Consider the following 17507-nt stretch of genomic DNA (forward strand, 5'->3'; position numbering starts at 1 on the left):
GTTCAGGTGAGCGGGAAGGTGTATTCGGCCATGAGGTAGTGGGCAGGAGCGACGGTTACCGTCACCTCCACCGCCCTGCCCTCAGCGGTCTTGCCGATGTGGGAGATCTGAACGACGGTGCGTTCGGGGCTGATCTCCAGCCCGTTTGCCTCCGCGTCGGTCGGGAGGCGGCTCGGGATGAGGCGTTCGGTCGCTGAGACCTGCGGGTAGCCCAGCTCTGCGAGAGCCGTCTTGACGCCGCCCACGATCACGGGGCCGTCCGCCTCCAGGACCGTGCCTTCGGCGATGTCGAGCGGGAACCAGCTCTCATTGAGACGGACCGGGATCCCGCTCGCGAGAAGCCGACGGCGGCGAACGAGGCAGTTCACTTCACCGACCGGCAGACCGAGGGCTTCCGCGACGTCGGCCGGCGGTTCTGACCTCTCGACCGTGATCTCGTGCTGCGGCTCCAGGCCCAATGAGCGGACTTCGTTGTCGAACGCGCCCTTCGCTCCCTGGTTCTCGCGGGCGGAACGGTCGTAGCGGGCGGGGGAGTGGAGCATGGGCGGAAGCCAGGTGACCATCGTTCCCCTGCCCTGACGTGCGCGAACGAGACCCTCGCCCGCGAGGACCTGCATCGCCCGGTTGACGAGGCTGCGGGACGCTCCGTACCGGTCGGCAAGCTGCGGCTCGGGCGGGAGCGCCTCGCCCGTCTTGTACTCGCCTCGCAAGATCCCTTCACGAATCTTCGCGGCGATTTCTCGGTACCCGTGACGCTCTGACTGCGGCATCTACCTGCCCCTCTCTAGCCCTTAGGGCTACCTAACCAGAGTCTGCGCGAAACAACAAACGATTGGCGACCCTTGACAGTTGGCTGTCTATAGGTTCACTCTATGGGCAATCGCCAAACGTTTGGCGAATCTCTTGGAGGTGGGCAGTGATCCCGAGTCAGCAGAAGCCGAACGTCCACTTGGCGGCGCTGCCGCTGGTGGACGTGTTGTCCCTGCTCGGTGAGCAGGGTGAGTGTAAGTACGACCCGGACCTGCACACCGGTCCGGACGCGTTCGAACCCGAGACGCTGCTGGAGCGGCAGGCGCGGATCGACGCCGCGAAGGACATCTGCGACTCCTGCCCGGTGTGGGCGGCGTGCCTGGAGTACGCGCTGCGCACCAAGCAGTCCGACGGCGTCTGGGCCGGTCACACGGCGCGTGAGCTGGCCGCGCTGCGCATGGCTTCCCGTTCGGGTTCGTTGGGGGAGGCGGCGTGATCCGGTTCGTGGTTCAGCTGCTGCTGGAGTCCGCTGTGGGCGGGCAGGCCGCGGGCCCGATCGAGTATGTGCTGATGGCGCTGATCGCCTTGGCGCTGGTGGCGGTCGCGGTGGCGCTGGTGTGGCGCGGCCAGGGGAGCCCCCGCCGGATCCGGTCGAACAAGGACGGTGGCCGCGGCGAGGGTCTGCTGACCTGCTGCGTGGCCGTCGTGGCGCTGCTGATCGCGCTGCACGGGATGTGGGCGGCGATCGTCGCGTTCGTCGCACTGGCCGCGTTCACTCTCAAGCTCCGCACGTCGCGCCAGCCGTCCCGGCCCGAGCCCGCCGACCAGGATGACGAGCAGCGTGCGGAGGGGATGCGGCGATGACCGCCAAGTCCGCGCGCTGGGAGGACGGCGCACAGATCGGCATCCTGCTGCTGGTCGGCTCGATGGCGGGGGCGGCGTCCTTCACTCACGTTCATGACTGGACGATGGCCAACAGCCCGGCGGGGACGGGGGATTGGTTCGGGTGGGCGAATGCGGTCATCTCCGAGCTGACCCCGACCGCGGTTGCGCTGGAGATCCGGCGCCGTAAGCGGACCGGGGCGGCGATCGGCTATCCGCTAGCCGTCCTGGTCGCTTCCGCGGCGCTGTCGATCGGCGCTCAGCTCGCGGTGGCCAAGCCCGGTGCCACGGGTGGTCTGGTGGCGGCGATTCCGGCGCTGGCGTTCCTGGCGCTGACGAAGCTGGTGTTCTCCCGTCCGGTCGCGGTCCCCGAGCAGGGACCGGTCCCCGTGCCCGTCCCCACGGTCCCCGCACCGGTCCCCGCGGACCTGTCTCGCGTCACGCAGACAGGCACGCAAGGGGGCGGCATCCGTCCGGAGCTGGAGGCTCCCGTCCAGGCCCCGGCTGCGGCTGTGAAGCCGCCCGCACCGGTCCCCGCTTCTGTCCCGGCCGCTCATGACGAGATCAAGGAACTGCTTCCTGCTGCCCGTGATGCTGCTTCTGCCCTGCTCAGCGACGGCCAGTCGTTGACGCGTGCGGCGCTGGCGAACCGGATGCGCGGCTCAGGGGTCGCGGTGGCCAACCGCAAGCTCGGTCCGCTGCTGACCGTGCTGAAGACCGAAGGGGCCGCCGTATGAACGCCATGCCCAACCCGGTCCCCGACCCCGGACCGACCAGCGAACCCCACCTGCCTAAACCCCTCGACCATTCCGAGCAGCAGCCCACGGCCGCCGCATTCGCCGCACCGTCCACGGACTCGCCCACGACTCCGTCCGCGGGTCCGTCCGGATCGTCGGACGGCACCGGGACCGACACCGAGCAGGACGACCAGGGCCGGACGGGGTTCCCGCTGGGCCAGTGGGTGGTCGGTGGCGTGTCGGTCGTCGCGATCGCCGGTGAGGTGCTGTGGCAGGTCGCCGGTCTGCCCGGGCTGCTGGCTACCGGGGCGATCGCGGCGGGCGGGCTGGTGCTGGCGACCGGCCGCCGCAACCGCAACCGCTCCGGTCAGGACTCGGCCCGGTCGGGCTGGACGTCCGGCGGTCGCGGTGGCTCGGGACCGGCCCGTCTGTGGTCGGGTGGCCGTGCCGGAACGGGTGGACGTTCGGGTAGCCGTTCGGCCGGCCGAATCCCGAGCGGCCGCGGTGCCCGCACCGGCTCTGGCACCGGCAGGTCCTTCGGTGGGCACGGTTCGCAGTCCGGCCGCCGCCCTGCGGCTGCTGCTGCGGGACGGCGTGGTCAGAGGGCGCGTGCGACCACCCCGGAGACTCGAAGCACGAACGGCACGGCGAAGGGCGGCCGGTCTGCACGCCGTACCCCGTGGGGGATGGGACGAGCAGCCGCCCGTAAGGCCTGGTCGAGTGCCGCCCGGTCCAAGCCTGCCCGGTGGACCTCGAATGCCCGCGGTCGCGCCCGTGCTGCCGCGGATGGGTCGAGGGGCAGCCGTCGTGCCCGCTTGGGTGCTGCTCGTCGTTCCTGGTCGCGGTCGCTGTACCAGGGTCGCGGTGCTCCGCTGCGGCTGCTGGCCGCGATCGTCGCGGTCCCGCTCAGCTTGCTGACGCTGCTGTGGGGCTGGTGGAGGTCCCGCAAGAACACCACCGCCCCCGCCGCTGCCGACAGCCCGTCCGGCCAGTCTTCCCCCGCCGATGAGACCCCGTCCGACCAGCCGATCACCGACCCCTCGACCTCCAGGGGTCCCGGGCAGCCCGCTCAGGAGCCGCATCGGGACCGTCACCGCAACACCCGCCCTGCACCGTCTCGAAGGAGCTTCACCGTGACCTCTGGTTTCCCGCTCGCCGTGGCTGCCGCTGACGTCAACACCGCCGCCGCGACCTATGACCCGCCCGATATGTGGAGGGTGGCCGCTGACCTGCGGCAGTTGCCCGACGTGTTCGCCAGTGTCGCCCTGGCGCTGCGCACCTACACCGGCCGCCTGGAGGGAGGGTTCCCGATTGACCCGCACGTGGTCGAGGCCATCGCCCAGCTCTACCAGGGGATCGCACAGGTTGCCGTCGCCGCCCAGGAGATCGAGCCGCTGTTCCGCCGCGTGCACGCCGACGACCTCAAGCGGGATGAGGCCCCCCGCACCAACGAGCCCGCTTGGAACGTCTGACCGCCCGTCCCGATGTCCGTCCGTCTCGATTCGAAGGAGGTAGTCAGATGACCGCGACCCGATCCCGTATCCGCTCCACTGGCACCGCCAACGCCGCGGTCCGGCGGGTGGACTGGTCCCCGGCCCCCCGCACCCCTCTGGCCGCGACCATGCAGGCCGCGGCCGGTCTGGTGGCGATCGCCGGAGCGACCACCCTCGCCGAGATGAACCCGTTCTGGGCCGCGGGCGGCGCTGCCGTCGGCGCGCTGGGGACCGTCGTGAACGGCACCATCAACGACCACACGCCTACCACTCTGCTGTACAGGATGGGTTGCTGGGCAGGTGCGGGAGGCTGGCTCACCTGGATGCTTACCGCGCCCGCCACGTTGTGGACCACGACCGGGCTTGCCTCGCTCGCCATTGGCGCGCTGGGGGCGGGTGTCCTGGCGCCGCTCGGTCGGCATGCCCCGCCGGTCAAGTCGGCGGAGCTGGTGCCCGCGCCGAATGCGACCCTGGCCAACCGGCCCGGCGGCCGGATCGGCTGGGAATGGGAACTGCGCTTCCAGCGGGTCTGCCGTCTCGCCGTCGCCGTGACCGACGTCCACCCGTGGGACAACGGTGCGGGCTACGACGTCGTCGCGGAACTGCCTCCCGGCCCGGCCACCCGATCCCAGATCGCCTCTGCGGCTGACGCGCTCGCCTCTGACGCGCGGTTGCCGGAGGGGTGCGGGGTGGAGATCCGGGCGGGGATGCATCGGGGCGGTTTCGTTGCGGCAGTCGCCACCAAGAACCGGCTCGGTACCCCGGGGGAGGCCGTGAAGATCCCCTACCCCGACGACTACAGCCCCCGCACCGTCCTCGACCCGATCGAGCTGGGGGAGCACCGCGACTCCTCGACCGCGGGGATCGCGATGCGTGAGGACTCTGTGCTGGTCGTCGGGCGTAAGCGCGGCGGCAAGACCAACCAGCTCGACGTCCTCACCCTCGGATTGAGCCGTTGCCGTGACGTGCTGGTGTGGCACATCGACATGAACGGCGGCGGCATGTCCCAGCCCTGGCTGCACGCTTGGTTGGAGGGAGAGACTGACGTCCCCGCGATCGATTGGGCCGCCTCGACCCCGCAGGAAGCCCTGTTGATGGTGAAGGTCGCGCTGCCGATCGCCCTCGACCGCAAGAGTAGCTACCGGACGCTGAAGATGCAGGCCAACGACAAGCTGCTACCCGTCAGCTCGACGCTTCCCGAGATCGTCATCATGATCGACGAATCCGCCGAACTCATGTCTCCGACCAACCGGGACCCGCTTACCCGGCAGATCCGCGACGGATTGGAGGAGATCCAGCGGGTTGCCGGGAACGAGGCCGTCAACGTCGTGTTCTCCTCACTGCGCCCCACCCAGGACATGATCAGCCCGCAGATCCTTAAGCAGTCCGCGACCAAACTCGCCCTCTACGGCCTCGACGAGGCCGACCTCGGGCACCTGTACTCCTGGGCCAAGGGCATCAGCATGGACGACCTGCCCACCAAGGGCTGCGCGTTCCTGGGCACCAGCAGCGACGGGATCCGCCCGATGAAGGGCTGGTACCTCGAACCCGACCAGATCCGCCACGCCGCGAAGATCGTCACTGCCTACCGGCCCCGCCTCGACCCCGCGGGCCTCGACGTCGCCAACACCGTCTACGACCTCGACATGGGCACCGGCCGCCCCGAACGCTACGAACACATCTACGCCGGACGCCACCAGCGCATGAGAGCCGCCTTCACCGGCCAAACTCCCGCCACCATCCCCGAAACCCGACCCACGCCCGCTCAGCGGCAGCCGCGACGACTTGCCGCCGTCCCCGGCGCCACCGCGGCCAACTGGCCCGACCCCATCCCCACCCAACAGCCCGCACCCCAGGCGACCGGCGCGGCAGGGTGGCCCGACCCCATCCCCGGGCAGCCCACCGCCCGGCCGACCGTCCTCCCCACACTTCCGTCCACGCCCGTGCCGATGACGGAAGTCCCCGGGCTGCTGGCAAGCGCGCTGGCCGCGTTCGCCGACGCGAACGACGACCGTATGCACAGCGAAACCCTGGCCGCTGCGCTCGGGTTCGAAACCGTGTGGGCCCTCGCTGACGCGCTGCGCCCCTTCGAGGTGAAGTCCCGCCCGCACAAGTTCAAGCGCGGCGGCGCTGACAGGCGCGGCTACTGGCTCGACGACTTGAACGCCGCCGTCCACCGCCTCACCCACCCCACCGCCGAGAGCGGCTGATAGGGCCCCCGGGGGCCGCCCCCGGGGGAGGCCCCCAACCCCCCGACCCAACCCCACCCGGCCCCCGGGGGCCACCAACCCCCACCCACCAGGACAAACGATCAATCCGGTGGCCCCCGGGGGCCACCAACCGCCCCCCTCCCACCCAGCACCAGCCCCTGGAAACCAGGGGGGCCGCTCCCGGCAAATCCACTCGTACGGAGGTGTTGACCCGCCATGCCCAAGACCCCCCGCATCACCCGCGCCGACCGGTTCATGGACCCGACCGCTACCCGCCACGACGTGCCGACGTGGCCGTGGCGGATGGCCCCCGCCCACCTGCTCACCCGCCGCCAGCTCACCGCACGCGGGCTGCGCCCCGGCGGACAGCCCATCGCCGGACAGATCCTGTGGGGCTCCCGCCACCGCCCTCACCTCCGCGTCGCCTACCTCTACGACATCCGCTTCGCCCTTCCCAAGCGGACCGCGACCCCGCGTCAATTGGCCGCCCTGGCCAAGGCCAACGCTGCCCGCCGGACCTGCCCCCGCTGCACCCGCGACGCGGGATACGTCCTGCCCACCCGCTACGGCTGCTGCCTCGACTGCCTCACCGACTGGGAGCAGCGCGCCGCCTAGCCGTGCCTCACCCGAACCGAGAGAAGGAGCCACCATGACCACGACCACGGCCACCGCCGTCACGGTCGCGCTGACCGGCCGCAGCCTGCGGAACCTGCTGGTCCCCGTGCTCACCCACACCGGCACGGACGACCCGTACGACCTCGACACCGTCCGCGTCGAGACCAACGGCCGGACCCTGTACCTGTCGGCCACCGACCGGTACACCCTCGCGGTTGTCCGGCACCGACTGCACGGCCGTCAGCCTGCGCTCGCCCCGATCCGGCTCGACGCTGCCCCGTTGGCGCTGGCGTGCGGGTTCCTCGACGACAACGACCGCATCCTGCTCAAGGTCACCCCCGAAGGCGCCCGCCTCACCTCGACGCCCGGGTTCGGGCCCGAGCACAACATCATCAAGGGCGACATCGACGCCCGCCGGTGCTACCTGCCCGACTGGCGCAAGATCCTGCTGGCCCCGCTCAACGAGCCGCCCACCGCGCCCCTGCTCCGCGCCGCCTACCGGCCCGAGCACCTGGCCCGCTTCCGCACCATGCCGGCCGACGAGCCGATCGTCTTCCGCCCCACCACGCCGAACCTGACACTCGTCACCTGCGGAACCCGCTTCCTGGGCGGCATCGCCCCCACCAAGACCGACAACACCCGAGCCGCTGCCACCCTCACCACCTGGATCCGCGAGGGGGAACTGTGATCACCGGCAACTGCGCCCGCTGCGGCGATCTTGACGACCTCAACAACTCCGAGCTCTGCTACTTCTGCGCCTGCTCGATCTGCGGCGAAGACCACGACGACGAGCCCTGCGACCTCGACCTCGACGAGGAGGACGAGTGGTGACCCGCACGCTACCGTTCGCCCTAGCTGCTGCTCGTCGTGGCTGGCACATCTTCCCCTTGCGCACCGGACACAAGACGCCCGTCGCCCGGTTCACCAACTGGGAAGCCCACGCCACCACCGACGCCGACCGGATCACCGCGTTCTGGACCCGCGGACCGTTCAACATCGCCATCGCGTGCGGCCCGTCCGGGCTCGTCGTGATCGACCTCGACATGCCCAAGCCCGGCGAGCAGCCGCCCGAGGAATGGAACATGCTCGGGATCAACGAGGGCGCCGACGTGCTCGCCGTCCTCGCCGAACGCCGCGGCAAGCCCTACCCCTTCGACACCTTCACCGTCCGCACGCGCCGCGGTGGGACCCACCTGTACTTCACCGCCCCGCCCGGTGTGGAGCTGCGCAACACCAACGGCCGCAGCAGCAACGGACTCGGCTGGCTGATCGACACACGCGCCGCAGGCGGCTACGTCGTCGCCCCCGGCTCCTACGTCGATCTCTCAGACGGAGCAGGCAGCTACGACATCGTCAACGACATGCCGCCTGCTCCGCTCCCAGACTGGCTGCGCTGGCGACTCACCATCGTCCGTACCCCCCGCCGCGCTACCCCCTTGAGTGCCCCGAAGGGCCCCCAGGTGGGGGACCTCGACGCCTACGCACAAGCGGCACTCAAAGGGGAGACGCAGCGAGTCGCGGACGCCCAGGTCGGGGGCCGTAACCACGCGCTCAACAAGGCCGCCTACAACCTGGGCCAACTAGTCGGCAGCGGCACGATCCCCGAGAACATCGCCCGCGACGCCCTCACCCACGCCGCGGCTGTTCATAGCGACCCCGGCATCAGGCCCTACCCCGTCACCGAGGCCGAAGCCCTCGCCACCATCAACGCCGCCCTCGCCGCAGGGGCCCGCCGCCCCCGCACCCTCACCCGACGACAGGAGGTCGCATGAGCATCCCCGAGCAGCCGCTGACGGCTGCTGCCCTGCTCGACGCCGTGCTCGACGCCCTCAACCGGTACGTCATTCTGCCCAGCCCCGAGGCCGCTGACGCTGTCGTACTGTGGATCGCCGCGACCCACGCTCAGCCCGCGTGGCCGCACGCGCCCCGTCTGGTGATCCGGGGGCCGGAGAAGCGCTGCGGCAAGTCCCGGCTGCTCGACGTGGTCGAGGCGACGTGCCATGACCCGTTCATCACCGTCAACAGCAGCCCGGCCGCCGTCTACCGGTCCATCACCGAAGACCCGCCCACCATGCTCGTTGACGAGGCCGACACGATCTTCGGGCCCAAGGCCGACGGGAACGAAGACCTGCGCGGACTGCTGAACGCGGGCCACCAGCGCAACCGGCCCGCCAAGCGGTACAACGCGGAGACCCGCACCGTGGAGTCCATCCCGACGTTCGCCATGGCCGCGCTGGCGGGGATCGGTGCGATGCCCGACACCATCGAAGACCGCGCCGTCGTGGTCAAGATGCGGCGCCGCAATCGTGCCGAACCGGTCTCTCCGTTCCGGCACCGCCGCGACCGGCCCGCCCTGCGCCAGCTCGCCCGGCAGCTCGCCGACTGGCTACGCGCTGACCTCTCCACCCTGGAGAACGCTGAGCCCCCGATGCCCGTCGAAGACCGCGCCGCCGACACCTGGGAACCCCTGGTCGTCGTCGCCGACCACGCGGGCGGAACCTGGCCCGACCGCGCCCGCGCCGCCATCCTCGCCCTGACCGGCGAGGCAGACGACACCGCACAGATGTCCATCCGCCTGCGGCTGCTCACCGACTGCCGTACCGCGTTCGGCACCGACACCGCTCTTCCGACCGCGACCCTGCTGGAAAGGCTCAAGGCCGACCCCGAAGCCCCCTGGGCCAGCCACGGAGTAGCCGGACTGACGGCTATGAAGCTCGGCAACCTCCTGCGCGAATACGAGATCCGATCGACGACCGCCCGCTTCGGCGGAGGGCAGGCGAAGGGCTACATGCGGGCCGACTTCACCGACGCATGGGGGCGCTACTGCGGAGACCCGAACCCGCCGACAGAGGCCGCCCCGGACGCCGAAATCCTCATCCTCGCCAGCGGTAGCCGTAACAGCCGTAACAGCATCAAAACCGCAGGTCAGGCCCACTGAGGCTCGTCTGAGTGGTACGGCTCAAGCCGTACCACAAAGGAAGCCGTACCAGCCCTGACCAGGCAAAACAATGCTGGTACGGCTGTTACGGCCACCCCCCTCAAATCACGTCCGTACGTCTCCTCGGAGGAGCCGTCATGCCCGCCGTTCTCACCCTCCCGAAGGTCCTCTACACCGTCCCCGAAGCCATGGCCGTCCTGTCACTCAGCCGCTCCCAGCTCTACCGCGAAGTCGCCGCCGGACGCCTCACCATCGTCAAGTCGGGCCGTGCCTCCCGCATCAGCGCAGGAGCGATCGCCGCCTATGTCGCCATCCTGGAGAACCCGGAGGTCGCCGCCTGATGACCAAGACCGCGCTCGACGTCCCAGAAGACGAGCCCAACGGACGGAAGCCCGGCGACAAGCGTCGCGCCCGGGGAGACGGGGGATTGCGCTGGAGCGAGAGCCGCCAGCGCTGGATCGGTGAGATTACCGTCGGCTACACCCCGGCGGGCAAGCGGATCGTCAAGACCGCCAGCGACCCCGAGAAGACGAAGGCTCATAAGAAGCTGCGGGACATGCTCCGCAAGCATGAGGACGGACTGACGATCGACTTCAGTCACTACACGGTTGAGCAGGCGGCCCGCGCGTGGCTGGACGAGGGTCTCGGGGACGTCGTTCCCCGGACCGTCCACAAGCTCACGAGCCTTTGCACAACGCACGTCATTCCCGACCTGGGCAAGCGGAAGCTGCGCGACCTCAAGGCGCAGGAGGTGCAGGTCTGGCTCAGGAAGAAGGCAGCGACCTACAGCACGCGGATGCTGCGTGAGCTGCACGCGTGCCTCAACCGCATGATCAGGCACGCCATGGCTCAGGAAGTGGTCTTCCGGAACGTGATGGACGTCGTCAAGGTCCCTCGCGGCAAGGACGGCCGGCCGTCCCGGTCGCTGACGTTCGCTCAGGCCGTCGAGGTGCTGCGCGCGTCGGAGACGCACCGGATGCACGGCTACATCGTGGTGTCCCTGCTCACCGGGGCGCGTACCGAGGAAATGCGCGAACTGCGCTGGGATCACGTCGAGCTGAAGGGTCAGCCCGCCGCGCTCGGGCTGCCCGAGACCCCTCCGCACATCGCCGTTTGGCGGTCGGTGCGGGCCGGAGGCGATACCAAGACCCGGAAGTCCCGGCGTACCCTCGCGCTGCCCGCCCGAGCGATCGAGGCGCTGAAGCAGCAGCGCACGCGCCAGCTCCGCGAGAAGCGGGCCGCTGGAGATCGCTGGGTGGACACCGGGCTGGTATTCACGTCCACTGTCGGGACGGCTCTGGACGCCTCGCACGTCCGCAGGGACTTCCGGAACGCGATCAAGGACGCGAAGGGGCTGGTCGCCGGTGCTTGGACGCCGCGAGAACTGCGGCACAGCTTCGTTTCCCTGCTGTCGGACCGGGGCGGACTCGCCAGCGACCAGATCGCCAAGCTGGTCGGGCACACCACGACCGCGACGACAGAGACCGTCTACCGGCATCAGATCAGGCCCGTGATCCAGACCGGAGCGACGGTAATGGACCAGATTTTCGGGGCTCAGTCAGGCAGTTAGACAGGCAGAGGGCCCTACCGCGAACGATAGGGCCCTCTGAGCTGGTCGGGGTGGCGGGATTCGAACCCACGGCCTCTTCGTCCCGAACGAAGCGCGCTACCAAGCTGCGCTACACCCCGGTGCCGGGTTTCCCTGGCGCCTCGAGAAGTCTAGCGGACGTTGGGGAGTGCTCGCGCTTTGGTTTTCGCGTGTGATCGGGATGGTGGGGCTGGGGTGAGTGCGGGGTCAGGAGATGCGGGGGGTGAGGGTGAGGAGGGAGGCTTCGGGGGGGCAGCAGAAGCGGAAGGGGGCCATGGGGGAGGTGCCGAGGCCGGCGGAGACGTGGAGCCAGGAGTCGGCGTGGCGGTGGAGGCCCTTCACGCGGGGGCGGTCGATGCCGCAGTTGGTCGCCAGGGCGCCGTAGAAGGGGACGCAGACCTGGCCGCCGTGGGTGTGGCCGGCGAGGAGGAGCTTGTAGCCGTCGGCGGCGAAGCGGTCGAGGTTGCGGGGCTCGGGGCTGTGGGTGACGCCGATCGTGAGGTCGGCGCGGGGGTCGACCGGGCCGGCGATCTGGTCGTAGCGGTCGCGGTTGATGTGGGAGTCGTCGATGCCGGCGAGTTCCACGTCGAGGCCGGCGATCTTGAGACGGCCCATCCGGTTGTTGAGGTCGAGCCAGCCGGAGGACTTCAGGGCGGCGCCCAGCTCGCGGTAGGGGAGGTCGGCGACGCGGCGGCGGCGGGCGTAGTCCTTCTTGGACGTGCGCCAGATGTAGCGCATCGGGTTCTTGAACACCGGCGAGAACATGTCGTTCGAGCCGTACACGAACACCCCGGGACGCTCCAGCAGCGGGCCCAGGAGCTCGAGGAACGGGCCGATGGAGTCCGGGTGGGAGATCGAGTCGCCGGTGTTGACGACCAGGTCGGGCTCGAGGGCGTCGAGCGCGCGGACCCAGCGGATCATGCGGGTGCGGCCGGGCGTCAGATGGGCGTCCGAGATGTGCAGGACCTTGACCGGGTGGGTGCCGGGAGCCAGCACGGGCACCTCGAAGCGGCGCAGGTGGAACCAGTTCCGCTCGATCACCGAGGCGTATCCGAAGGTGGCCGCGCCCGCGCCCGCCAGGCCGAGGGGTACCGCGAGAAGCTTCCGCATGGGTTCAATGCTGCCAGACGCGGGGCGTCCCCCGTCATAAACGGCGTGATCCACACCCTGGGGGCGGGCATGATGGACCCATGTTGAAGGAGAAGCTCGAGGCCGACCTCACGACCGCGTTGAAGGCCCACGACGAGGTCCGCAAGCGCACGCTCCGGATGGCGCTCGCGGCCGTCACCAACGAGGAGAAGGCCGGCAAGACGCAGCGCGAGCTGTCCGACGAGGACATCGTCAAGGTCCTCACCCGCGAGGCCAAGAAGCGCCGGGAGGCGGCCGAGGCCTTCGACCAGGGCGGACGCGCCGAGCAGGCCCAGGCCGAGCGGGACGAGTTCGCGGTCCTCGAGACCTATCTGCCGCAGCAGCTCTCCGACGACGAGCTGGCCGCGATCGTCAAGGCCGCCGTCGCCGAGTCGGGCGCCGAGGGCCCCCGCGCGATGGGCGCCGTCATGAAGATCGTCAACCCGAAGATCGCGGGACGGGCCGAGGGCGGCCGGGTCGCCGCCGAGGTCAGGAAGCAGCTGGCCTGAGAGACGCCGAAGCCCCGGTGGACCGGAGTCCGCCGGGGCTTCACGCTGTGAGGCGTCAGAACGGCCAGGTGTTGCCGTCCGGTCTGTCGTGGCCGCCGCCGTCGGGCCTGCCGCCGTTCCCCGCGCTGATGTAGATCGTCACGGTGGCGCCCTCGTCGGCCTGGCCGCTCGGGCTGGTCCTGGCGACCTTGCCGAACGGGACGTCCGACTTGACCGGCCTCGGGTCGACCTTCACCGCGAAGCCGGCACCCTTGATCCTGGCCAGGGCCTCCGGGAGGTCCATGCCCCTGACGTCCGGGATCCCCTTGGTGACGATGTCGCCGAAGTCCTTGGTGGGCGCCTTGAAGTCGAGCACCGGCTTGCCCTCGAGGGCCTTCAGCATGGTCCGCTGCCACACCGGGCCGGGGATCGTCGCGCCGAAGATGCCGGGCATCGGGTGGCTCGGGCCGCCGCGGAAGTCCCAGGTGGCCGACGCGGCGGCGAGCTGGGGCGTGTAACCGGCGAACACCGCGCAGGAGTGCTCCTCACAGGTGCCGGTCTTGGAGGCGGCCGGACGGCCGATGCCGAGCCCGACGCCGGTGCCGTGCGAGATGACGCCCTCGAGGATCTGCGAGGTGGCGTCCGCGATCTGCGGGTCGACGGCCTGCGAGCAGTCGGCCTTCGGCAGGTCGAGCTTCTTGCCGTCGCTGTCGGTGATCGAGGTCAGCGAGGTCGGCGCGCAGTACTTGCCGCGGGCCGCGATGCCCGCGTAGGCGGCGGCGAGGTGCACGATGTCGATCTCGTTGGAGCCCAGGACCTGGGAGGGGACGGTCCACAGCGGGTTGCCGTCGGCGCGGACCATGCCGAACTTCTCGGCCATCTTGACGGCGGCGCAGACTCCGACCTTCTTCTCGAGCTGGGCGTAGAAGGTGTTGATGGAGTGCCAGGTCCCGTCCTTCATGTTGTAGTTCTTGTTCTCGCCCGGGTCGGAGTTGGCGACCGTCCAGGGGCCGCCGCCCATCCGTCCGTCCTTCGACAGGTACTTGATCGGCGGCCCGGTGTAGGCGCAGTCGGAGAAGCCCTGGACGGTCATCGAGGACGGCGAGTGGAAGTTCGTCCGGATGGGCAGCCCCTGGTCGAGGGCCTCCATCAGGGTGAAGGTCTTGAAGGTCGACCCGGCCGAGACGCCCGATCCGCCGCCGTGGGCCTGGTCGGCGGCCAGGTTGATCGTGGTCTGGCCCTTCTTGCTGCCGTACTTCTTGCTGCTGGCGATCGCCAGGACCTTGCCGGTGCCGGGCTCGACCACGGCGACGACATTGGTGCGCCAGGCCGTCGGGGTCGTGCTGTACTTCACGCCGTAGTCGGCGGCCTTCTGGACGTCGGGGTCGAACGTGGTGCGGATGACGTAGCCGCCGCGCAGGATCTTGTCGGCGGCCTCGTCGCGCATCGACTGGGCCTCGGCGGCGTCCTTGGGCTTCTTGGTGCCCATGAAGTACTTGACCAGGTCGCCGTAGACGTACTGGCAGAAGAACGGCGACTTGCTGGTGACGCAGCCGCCCTTGGGCTTGTACTCCTTGATCCCGAGACCCTGCTTCTTGGCGGCGTCGGCGTCGGCCTGGGGGACCACGCCCAGGTCGGCCATCCGCTGCAGGACGGTGTCGCGGCGCTTCTTGGAGTCGACCTTGTTGCGGATCGGGTCGAGCTGGTACGGGTTCTTGGTGATGCCCGCGAGGGTCGCGGCCTGGGCGAGGGTCAGCTTCGAGGCCGGCTTGCTGAAGTACCGCTGGGACGCCGCCTCGACGCCGTAGGCGCCGGCGCCGAAGTTGGCGATGTTCAGGTACTCCTCGAGGATCTCCTTCTTCGTCAGCTTCTGCTCGAGGTAGACCGCGAGCCGCAGCTCCTTGAGCTTGCGGTCGAGGGTCGGCGCGGTGACCTTCTCGTAGCCCTCCTTGCTGGTCGTGTCGTTGACCAGCTTGTTCTTGGCGAGCTGCTGGGTGAGCGTCGAGCCGCCCTCCTGGGTGCCGCCGGAGGTGACGTTCTTGGCCAGCGCGCGGAAGGTGCCCTTGAGGTCGAGCGCCCCGTGCTTGAAGAAGCGGGCGTCCTCGATCGCGACCATGGCCTCCTGCATGACCGGCGCGACCTTGTCGAGCTTGACCTCGCGGCGGTACTGGTCGAAGAAGGAGACCAGGAGCTTGTTGTCCGCGCCGTAGACCAGGGTCTGCTTGGCCGGGTCCCGGTCGATCTTCGGAACCTCGATGTTCATGAAGTCGTCGAACTCGTCGCGGGCGGTGAGGCCCGTGCTCCCCACCACGGGCAGCGCGATCAGAGCGATCAGCACACCGGCAAGAGCGCTGGCCGCGACCAGCTTGAACAACGTCGCGACCACGTTCTTGCGATCTTCAGTGGAAGGAAGCACGGCACCAAGGTACCCGTAAGCCCGAACCGCCCCGGACTAAAAGGGGACAGTTCACCCAGTCGGGCCGTTCGAGAGATAGACCATCACCGTGCCGCCCTTCTCCAGGCGGGTGCTCGGCGAAGTGTAGGCGACGCTGCCCATCGGGAGCGCGGAGTTCACCGGGCCGTTGGAGACGACCGTCCGGAACCCGCCCCTGTTCAGGACGGTCATCGCCGCTCCGAGCGCCATGCCCTTGGTGGCGGGCAGCGGCACCAGGGGCCGGCGGGCGGCGTTGGCGCTGCGCAGGCTCGACGACCACACCTTCGCGGGCAGCCCGGCCCCGTAGACGCCCCAGACGGGATGGCGGAATCCACCGCGGTAGTCCCAGTAGGCGACGGCCGAGGCCAGCCGGCCGTAGGCGCCGGCGAAGACCGCGCAGGAGAAGCTCTCGCAGGTGCCGGTCTTGCCGCCCGCCCCCGCTCCCGGCGGGGAGACCTTGTTGGCGGTGCCCTCGTGGCCGAAGATGCCGCGCATGATGTTCATCGCGGTGTCGGCGACGTGCGGGCCGACGACCTGACGGCACTGGTTCGCGGGCAGCCGGACCATCTTGCCGTTCGGCCGGGTGATCTCGGTGATGGCGGTGGGCGCGCAGTAGCGGCCGTGGTTGGCGATGCCGGCGAACGCCGCCGACAGGTGCACCATGTCGACCTCGTTGCTGCCGAGGACCTGCGGCGCGACCTGCTGGAGCGGACGGCCGTCGGCGCGCCTCATGCCGAACCGCTCGGCCATCCGGACGGCGCTGCACAGCCCGACCGACCGCTGGAGCTTGGCGTAGAAGGTGTTGACCGACTGGAGCGTCCCGGTGCGCAGGTTGAACACGCCCGCGACGCTCTCGTGGGAGTTCTTCACCGTCCACAGCGGCAGCCGCTTGCCCTTGCAGGTCTTGAACCCGCCGATCCGGATCGCGCCGGGCGAGACGTAGCTCGTGCCGACCGGATAGCCCTTCTCGAGCGCCGTCATCAGAGTGAAGATCTTGAAGGTCGATCCGGCGGAGACGCCCACGCCGCCGCCGTGCGCGGCGTCGGCCGCGAGGTTGATCGTGGTCTTCGGCTTCCTCATGCCGAACCTCTTGGACGACACCAGCGCCTTGATCTGCCCGGTGCCGATCTCGATCAGCGCCTCGGCCGCCACCTTGTTGCTGCTGGACGACGTGCGGGCGTCCAGGGCCCGCTGGGCCGCGGCCTGGGCGTTCCAGTCGAAGGAGGTCCTGACGGTGAAGCCGCCGCTCTGGATCCGGTCGATCGCGTCCTTGACCCTGTCCTTGTCGCCGCGCGAGAGGATCTTGATCATCTCGTTGCGGATGTAGGTGCAGTAGAAGGGCACCCTGCTGGTCGAGCAGCCGCCCCGCGGCAGCCGGGGCCGCAGCTTGATCTTCTTGGCGATCAGCTTGGCGGCCGTGGCCTGCGGGACCAGCCCCAGCTCGGCCATGCGCCTGAGGACGGTGTCGCGGCGGAGCTTGGCGGCCTTGGGGTGCCGGGTCGGGTCGAACGCGACCGGGTTCTTGGTGAGCCCCGCCAGCAGGGCCGCCTCCGGAAGCGTGAGCAGCGACGCCGGCTTGCTGAAGAACCGCTGGGCCGCCGCCTGCACGCCGTAGGCGCCCGCGCCGAAGTAGGCGATGTTGAGGTAGCCCTCGAGCACCTGGTTCTTCTGCAGCGCCTGCTCCAGGGAGATCGCGTAGCGCAGCTCCCTGACCTTGCGGAGGACGGTCGACGCCGTGACGCGCTGCCGGTCGGCCTTGGTGCGCGCGTTGGCCAGCAGCAGGTTCTTGGCGTACTGCTGGGTCAGGGTCGAGCCGCCCTCGACGGTCGCGCCGGACGAGGCGTTGCGGGTGAGCGCCCGCAGGGTCCCCTTGACGTCCAGCGGGCCGTGTTCGTAGAACCGCGCGTCCTCGATGGCGACGATGGCCTTGCGCATCGTCATCGACACCTGGTCGAGCCGCACAGGTTCACGGAATTCGTTGAAGAAGGTCACGATGGGACGGCCGTCGGCGGCATAGACGATCGTCTTCTCCGACGGACTCCGTGTGATCTTCTCGATGTTCATGTTGCGGAAGTCGTCCGCGGCCTTCTTGGCACCCAGGCCCGCCGCGCCCACTCCCGGCAGAACGAGCAGAGCGGCCAAGCCGCCCATGGTGGCGCTGGCGGCGACCAGTTTCGCGAGGCCGCCCAGCTTGCCTTCCCGCCGATCCCCCGATTCGAGCATGTGGATCTTGGTACCCCGATA

The 17507-nt window shown here is 69.7% G+C and carries 17 protein-coding genes and 1 tRNA gene; 13 read left to right on the forward strand and 5 right to left on the reverse strand.

What is annotated here, in order from left to right; genetic code table 11:
* Window positions 1-2 precede the first annotated feature (2 nt).
* On the reverse strand, window positions 3-770 hold the full coding sequence (locus ABD785_RS17185; protein WP_344829167.1) for a GntR family transcriptional regulator: 768 nt from the start codon (window positions 768-770) through the stop codon (window positions 3-5).
* Between the two features lie 146 nt (window positions 771-916).
* Between ABD785_RS17185 and ABD785_RS17190 the strand changes: the two genes are divergently transcribed.
* The 12 genes from ABD785_RS17190 to ABD785_RS17245 all read left to right on the forward strand — a co-directional run bounded on the left by ABD785_RS17190 (window position 917) and on the right by ABD785_RS17245 (window position 11195).
* Window positions 917-1246 carry a WhiB family transcriptional regulator gene (locus ABD785_RS17190; protein ID WP_344829168.1) on the forward strand — a complete coding sequence of 110 codons (330 nt, stop codon included), beginning with the start codon at window positions 917-919 and terminating at the stop codon, window positions 1244-1246.
* The gene (locus ABD785_RS17195) at window positions 1243-1614 is read left to right on the forward strand and encodes a hypothetical protein (protein WP_344829169.1); all 372 of its coding nucleotides are present in this window, start codon (window positions 1243-1245) and stop codon (window positions 1612-1614) included. Before ABD785_RS17190 ends, ABD785_RS17195 begins: the two co-directional genes overlap by 4 nt.
* Window positions 1611-2369 carry a hypothetical protein gene (locus ABD785_RS17200; RefSeq protein WP_344829171.1) on the forward strand — a complete coding sequence of 253 codons (759 nt, stop codon included), beginning with the start codon at window positions 1611-1613 and terminating at the stop codon, window positions 2367-2369. Before ABD785_RS17195 ends, ABD785_RS17200 begins: the two co-directional genes overlap by 4 nt.
* An 815-nt stretch (window positions 2370-3184) precedes the next feature.
* Complete coding sequence (locus ABD785_RS17205) at window positions 3185-3841, forward strand: hypothetical protein (protein ID WP_344829172.1); 657 nt, start codon at window positions 3185-3187, stop codon at window positions 3839-3841.
* Window positions 3842-3888: 47 nt separating this feature from the next.
* Window positions 3889-6072 (forward strand): hypothetical protein, encoded by a 2184-nt coding sequence (locus ABD785_RS17210; RefSeq protein ID WP_344829173.1) that lies wholly within the window; start codon window positions 3889-3891, stop codon window positions 6070-6072.
* A gap of 216 nt (window positions 6073-6288) precedes the next feature.
* Entirely contained in the window at window positions 6289-6687 is a 399-nt protein-coding gene (locus ABD785_RS17215; protein ID WP_344829174.1) for an RRQRL motif-containing zinc-binding protein, read from the forward strand.
* Between the two features lie 34 nt (window positions 6688-6721).
* Window positions 6722-7375 (forward strand): hypothetical protein, encoded by a 654-nt coding sequence (locus tag ABD785_RS17220; protein WP_344829175.1) that lies wholly within the window; start codon window positions 6722-6724, stop codon window positions 7373-7375.
* Window positions 7372-7518 carry a hypothetical protein gene (locus tag ABD785_RS17225; RefSeq protein ID WP_344829177.1) on the forward strand — a complete coding sequence of 49 codons (147 nt, stop codon included), beginning with the start codon at window positions 7372-7374 and terminating at the stop codon, window positions 7516-7518. The genes ABD785_RS17220 and ABD785_RS17225 overlap by 4 nt, the downstream gene beginning before the upstream one ends.
* Window positions 7515-8459: a bifunctional DNA primase/polymerase gene (locus ABD785_RS17230; protein ID WP_344829178.1), complete on the forward strand. Its 945-nt coding sequence runs from the start codon at window positions 7515-7517 to the stop codon at window positions 8457-8459. Before ABD785_RS17225 ends, ABD785_RS17230 begins: the two co-directional genes overlap by 4 nt.
* Window positions 8456-9625 carry a DUF3631 domain-containing protein gene (locus ABD785_RS17235; RefSeq protein WP_344829179.1) on the forward strand — a complete coding sequence of 390 codons (1170 nt, stop codon included), beginning with the start codon at window positions 8456-8458 and terminating at the stop codon, window positions 9623-9625. The genes ABD785_RS17230 and ABD785_RS17235 overlap by 4 nt, the downstream gene beginning before the upstream one ends.
* A gap of 137 nt (window positions 9626-9762) precedes the next feature.
* Window positions 9763-9966 carry a helix-turn-helix domain-containing protein gene (locus ABD785_RS17240; protein ID WP_344829180.1) on the forward strand — a complete coding sequence of 68 codons (204 nt, stop codon included), beginning with the start codon at window positions 9763-9765 and terminating at the stop codon, window positions 9964-9966.
* A complete protein-coding gene (locus ABD785_RS17245) occupies window positions 9966-11195 on the forward strand; it encodes a tyrosine-type recombinase/integrase (RefSeq protein WP_344829181.1) in 1230 nt (409 codons plus the stop codon). The genes ABD785_RS17240 and ABD785_RS17245 overlap by 1 nt, the downstream gene beginning before the upstream one ends.
* Window positions 11196-11237: 42 nt before the next feature.
* Here ABD785_RS17245 and ABD785_RS17250 read toward each other — a convergent pair.
* Both ABD785_RS17250 and ABD785_RS17255 read right to left on the reverse strand, forming a co-directional pair.
* Window positions 11238-11314 (reverse strand) — tRNA-Pro (locus ABD785_RS17250).
* Window positions 11315-11420: 106 nt separating this feature from the next.
* On the reverse strand, window positions 11421-12323 hold the full coding sequence (locus ABD785_RS17255) for a metallophosphoesterase (protein ID WP_344829183.1): 903 nt from the start codon (window positions 12321-12323) through the stop codon (window positions 11421-11423).
* Window positions 12324-12403: 80 nt separating this feature from the next.
* Here ABD785_RS17255 and ABD785_RS17260 point away from each other — a divergent pair, with 80 nt between their 5' ends.
* Window positions 12404-12850, forward strand: coding sequence for a GatB/YqeY domain-containing protein (locus ABD785_RS17260; protein WP_344829184.1), 447 nt, complete (start codon window positions 12404-12406; stop codon window positions 12848-12850).
* Between the two features lie 55 nt (window positions 12851-12905).
* On the opposite strand, the gene ABD785_RS17265 is transcribed toward ABD785_RS17260, so the two are convergent.
* On the reverse strand, window positions 12906-15245 hold the full coding sequence (locus ABD785_RS17265) for a penicillin-binding protein (RefSeq protein WP_344829185.1): 2340 nt from the start codon (window positions 15243-15245) through the stop codon (window positions 12906-12908).
* A gap of 51 nt (window positions 15246-15296) precedes the next feature.
* On the reverse strand, window positions 15297-17486 hold the full coding sequence (locus tag ABD785_RS17270) for a transglycosylase domain-containing protein (protein ID WP_344829186.1): 2190 nt from the start codon (window positions 17484-17486) through the stop codon (window positions 15297-15299).
* Between the last annotated feature and the right edge of the window lie 21 nt (window positions 17487-17507).

Origin of the sequence: Actinocorallia longicatena (assembly GCF_039534125.1) — a bacterium.
Lineage (GTDB): Bacteria > Actinomycetota > Actinomycetes > Streptosporangiales > Streptosporangiaceae > Actinocorallia > Actinocorallia longicatena.

Excerpts from the sequence above, each read along its gene's own strand:
- ABD785_RS17185 (WP_344829167.1), bottom strand. The coding sequence starts at position 770 with ATGCCGCAGTCAGAGCGTCACGGGTACCGAGAAATCGCCGCGAAGATT.
- ABD785_RS17200 (WP_344829171.1), top strand. The coding sequence starts at position 1,611 with ATGACCGCCAAGTCCGCGCGCTGGGAGGACGGCGCACAGATCGGCATC.
- ABD785_RS17210 (WP_344829173.1), top strand. The coding sequence starts at position 3,889 with ATGACCGCGACCCGATCCCGTATCCGCTCCACTGGCACCGCCAACGCC.
- ABD785_RS17215 (WP_344829174.1), top strand. The coding sequence starts at position 6,289 with ATGCCCAAGACCCCCCGCATCACCCGCGCCGACCGGTTCATGGACCCG.
- ABD785_RS17220 (WP_344829175.1), top strand. The coding sequence starts at position 6,722 with ATGACCACGACCACGGCCACCGCCGTCACGGTCGCGCTGACCGGCCGC.
- ABD785_RS17235 (WP_344829179.1), top strand. The coding sequence starts at position 8,456 with ATGAGCATCCCCGAGCAGCCGCTGACGGCTGCTGCCCTGCTCGACGCC.
- ABD785_RS17240 (WP_344829180.1), top strand. The coding sequence starts at position 9,763 with ATGCCCGCCGTTCTCACCCTCCCGAAGGTCCTCTACACCGTCCCCGAA.
- ABD785_RS17245 (WP_344829181.1), top strand. The coding sequence starts at position 9,966 with ATGACCAAGACCGCGCTCGACGTCCCAGAAGACGAGCCCAACGGACGG.
- ABD785_RS17255 (WP_344829183.1), bottom strand. The coding sequence starts at position 12,323 with ATGCGGAAGCTTCTCGCGGTACCCCTCGGCCTGGCGGGCGCGGGCGCG.
- ABD785_RS17260 (WP_344829184.1), top strand. The coding sequence starts at position 12,404 with ATGTTGAAGGAGAAGCTCGAGGCCGACCTCACGACCGCGTTGAAGGCC.
- ABD785_RS17270 (WP_344829186.1), bottom strand. The coding sequence starts at position 17,486 with ATGCTCGAATCGGGGGATCGGCGGGAAGGCAAGCTGGGCGGCCTCGCG.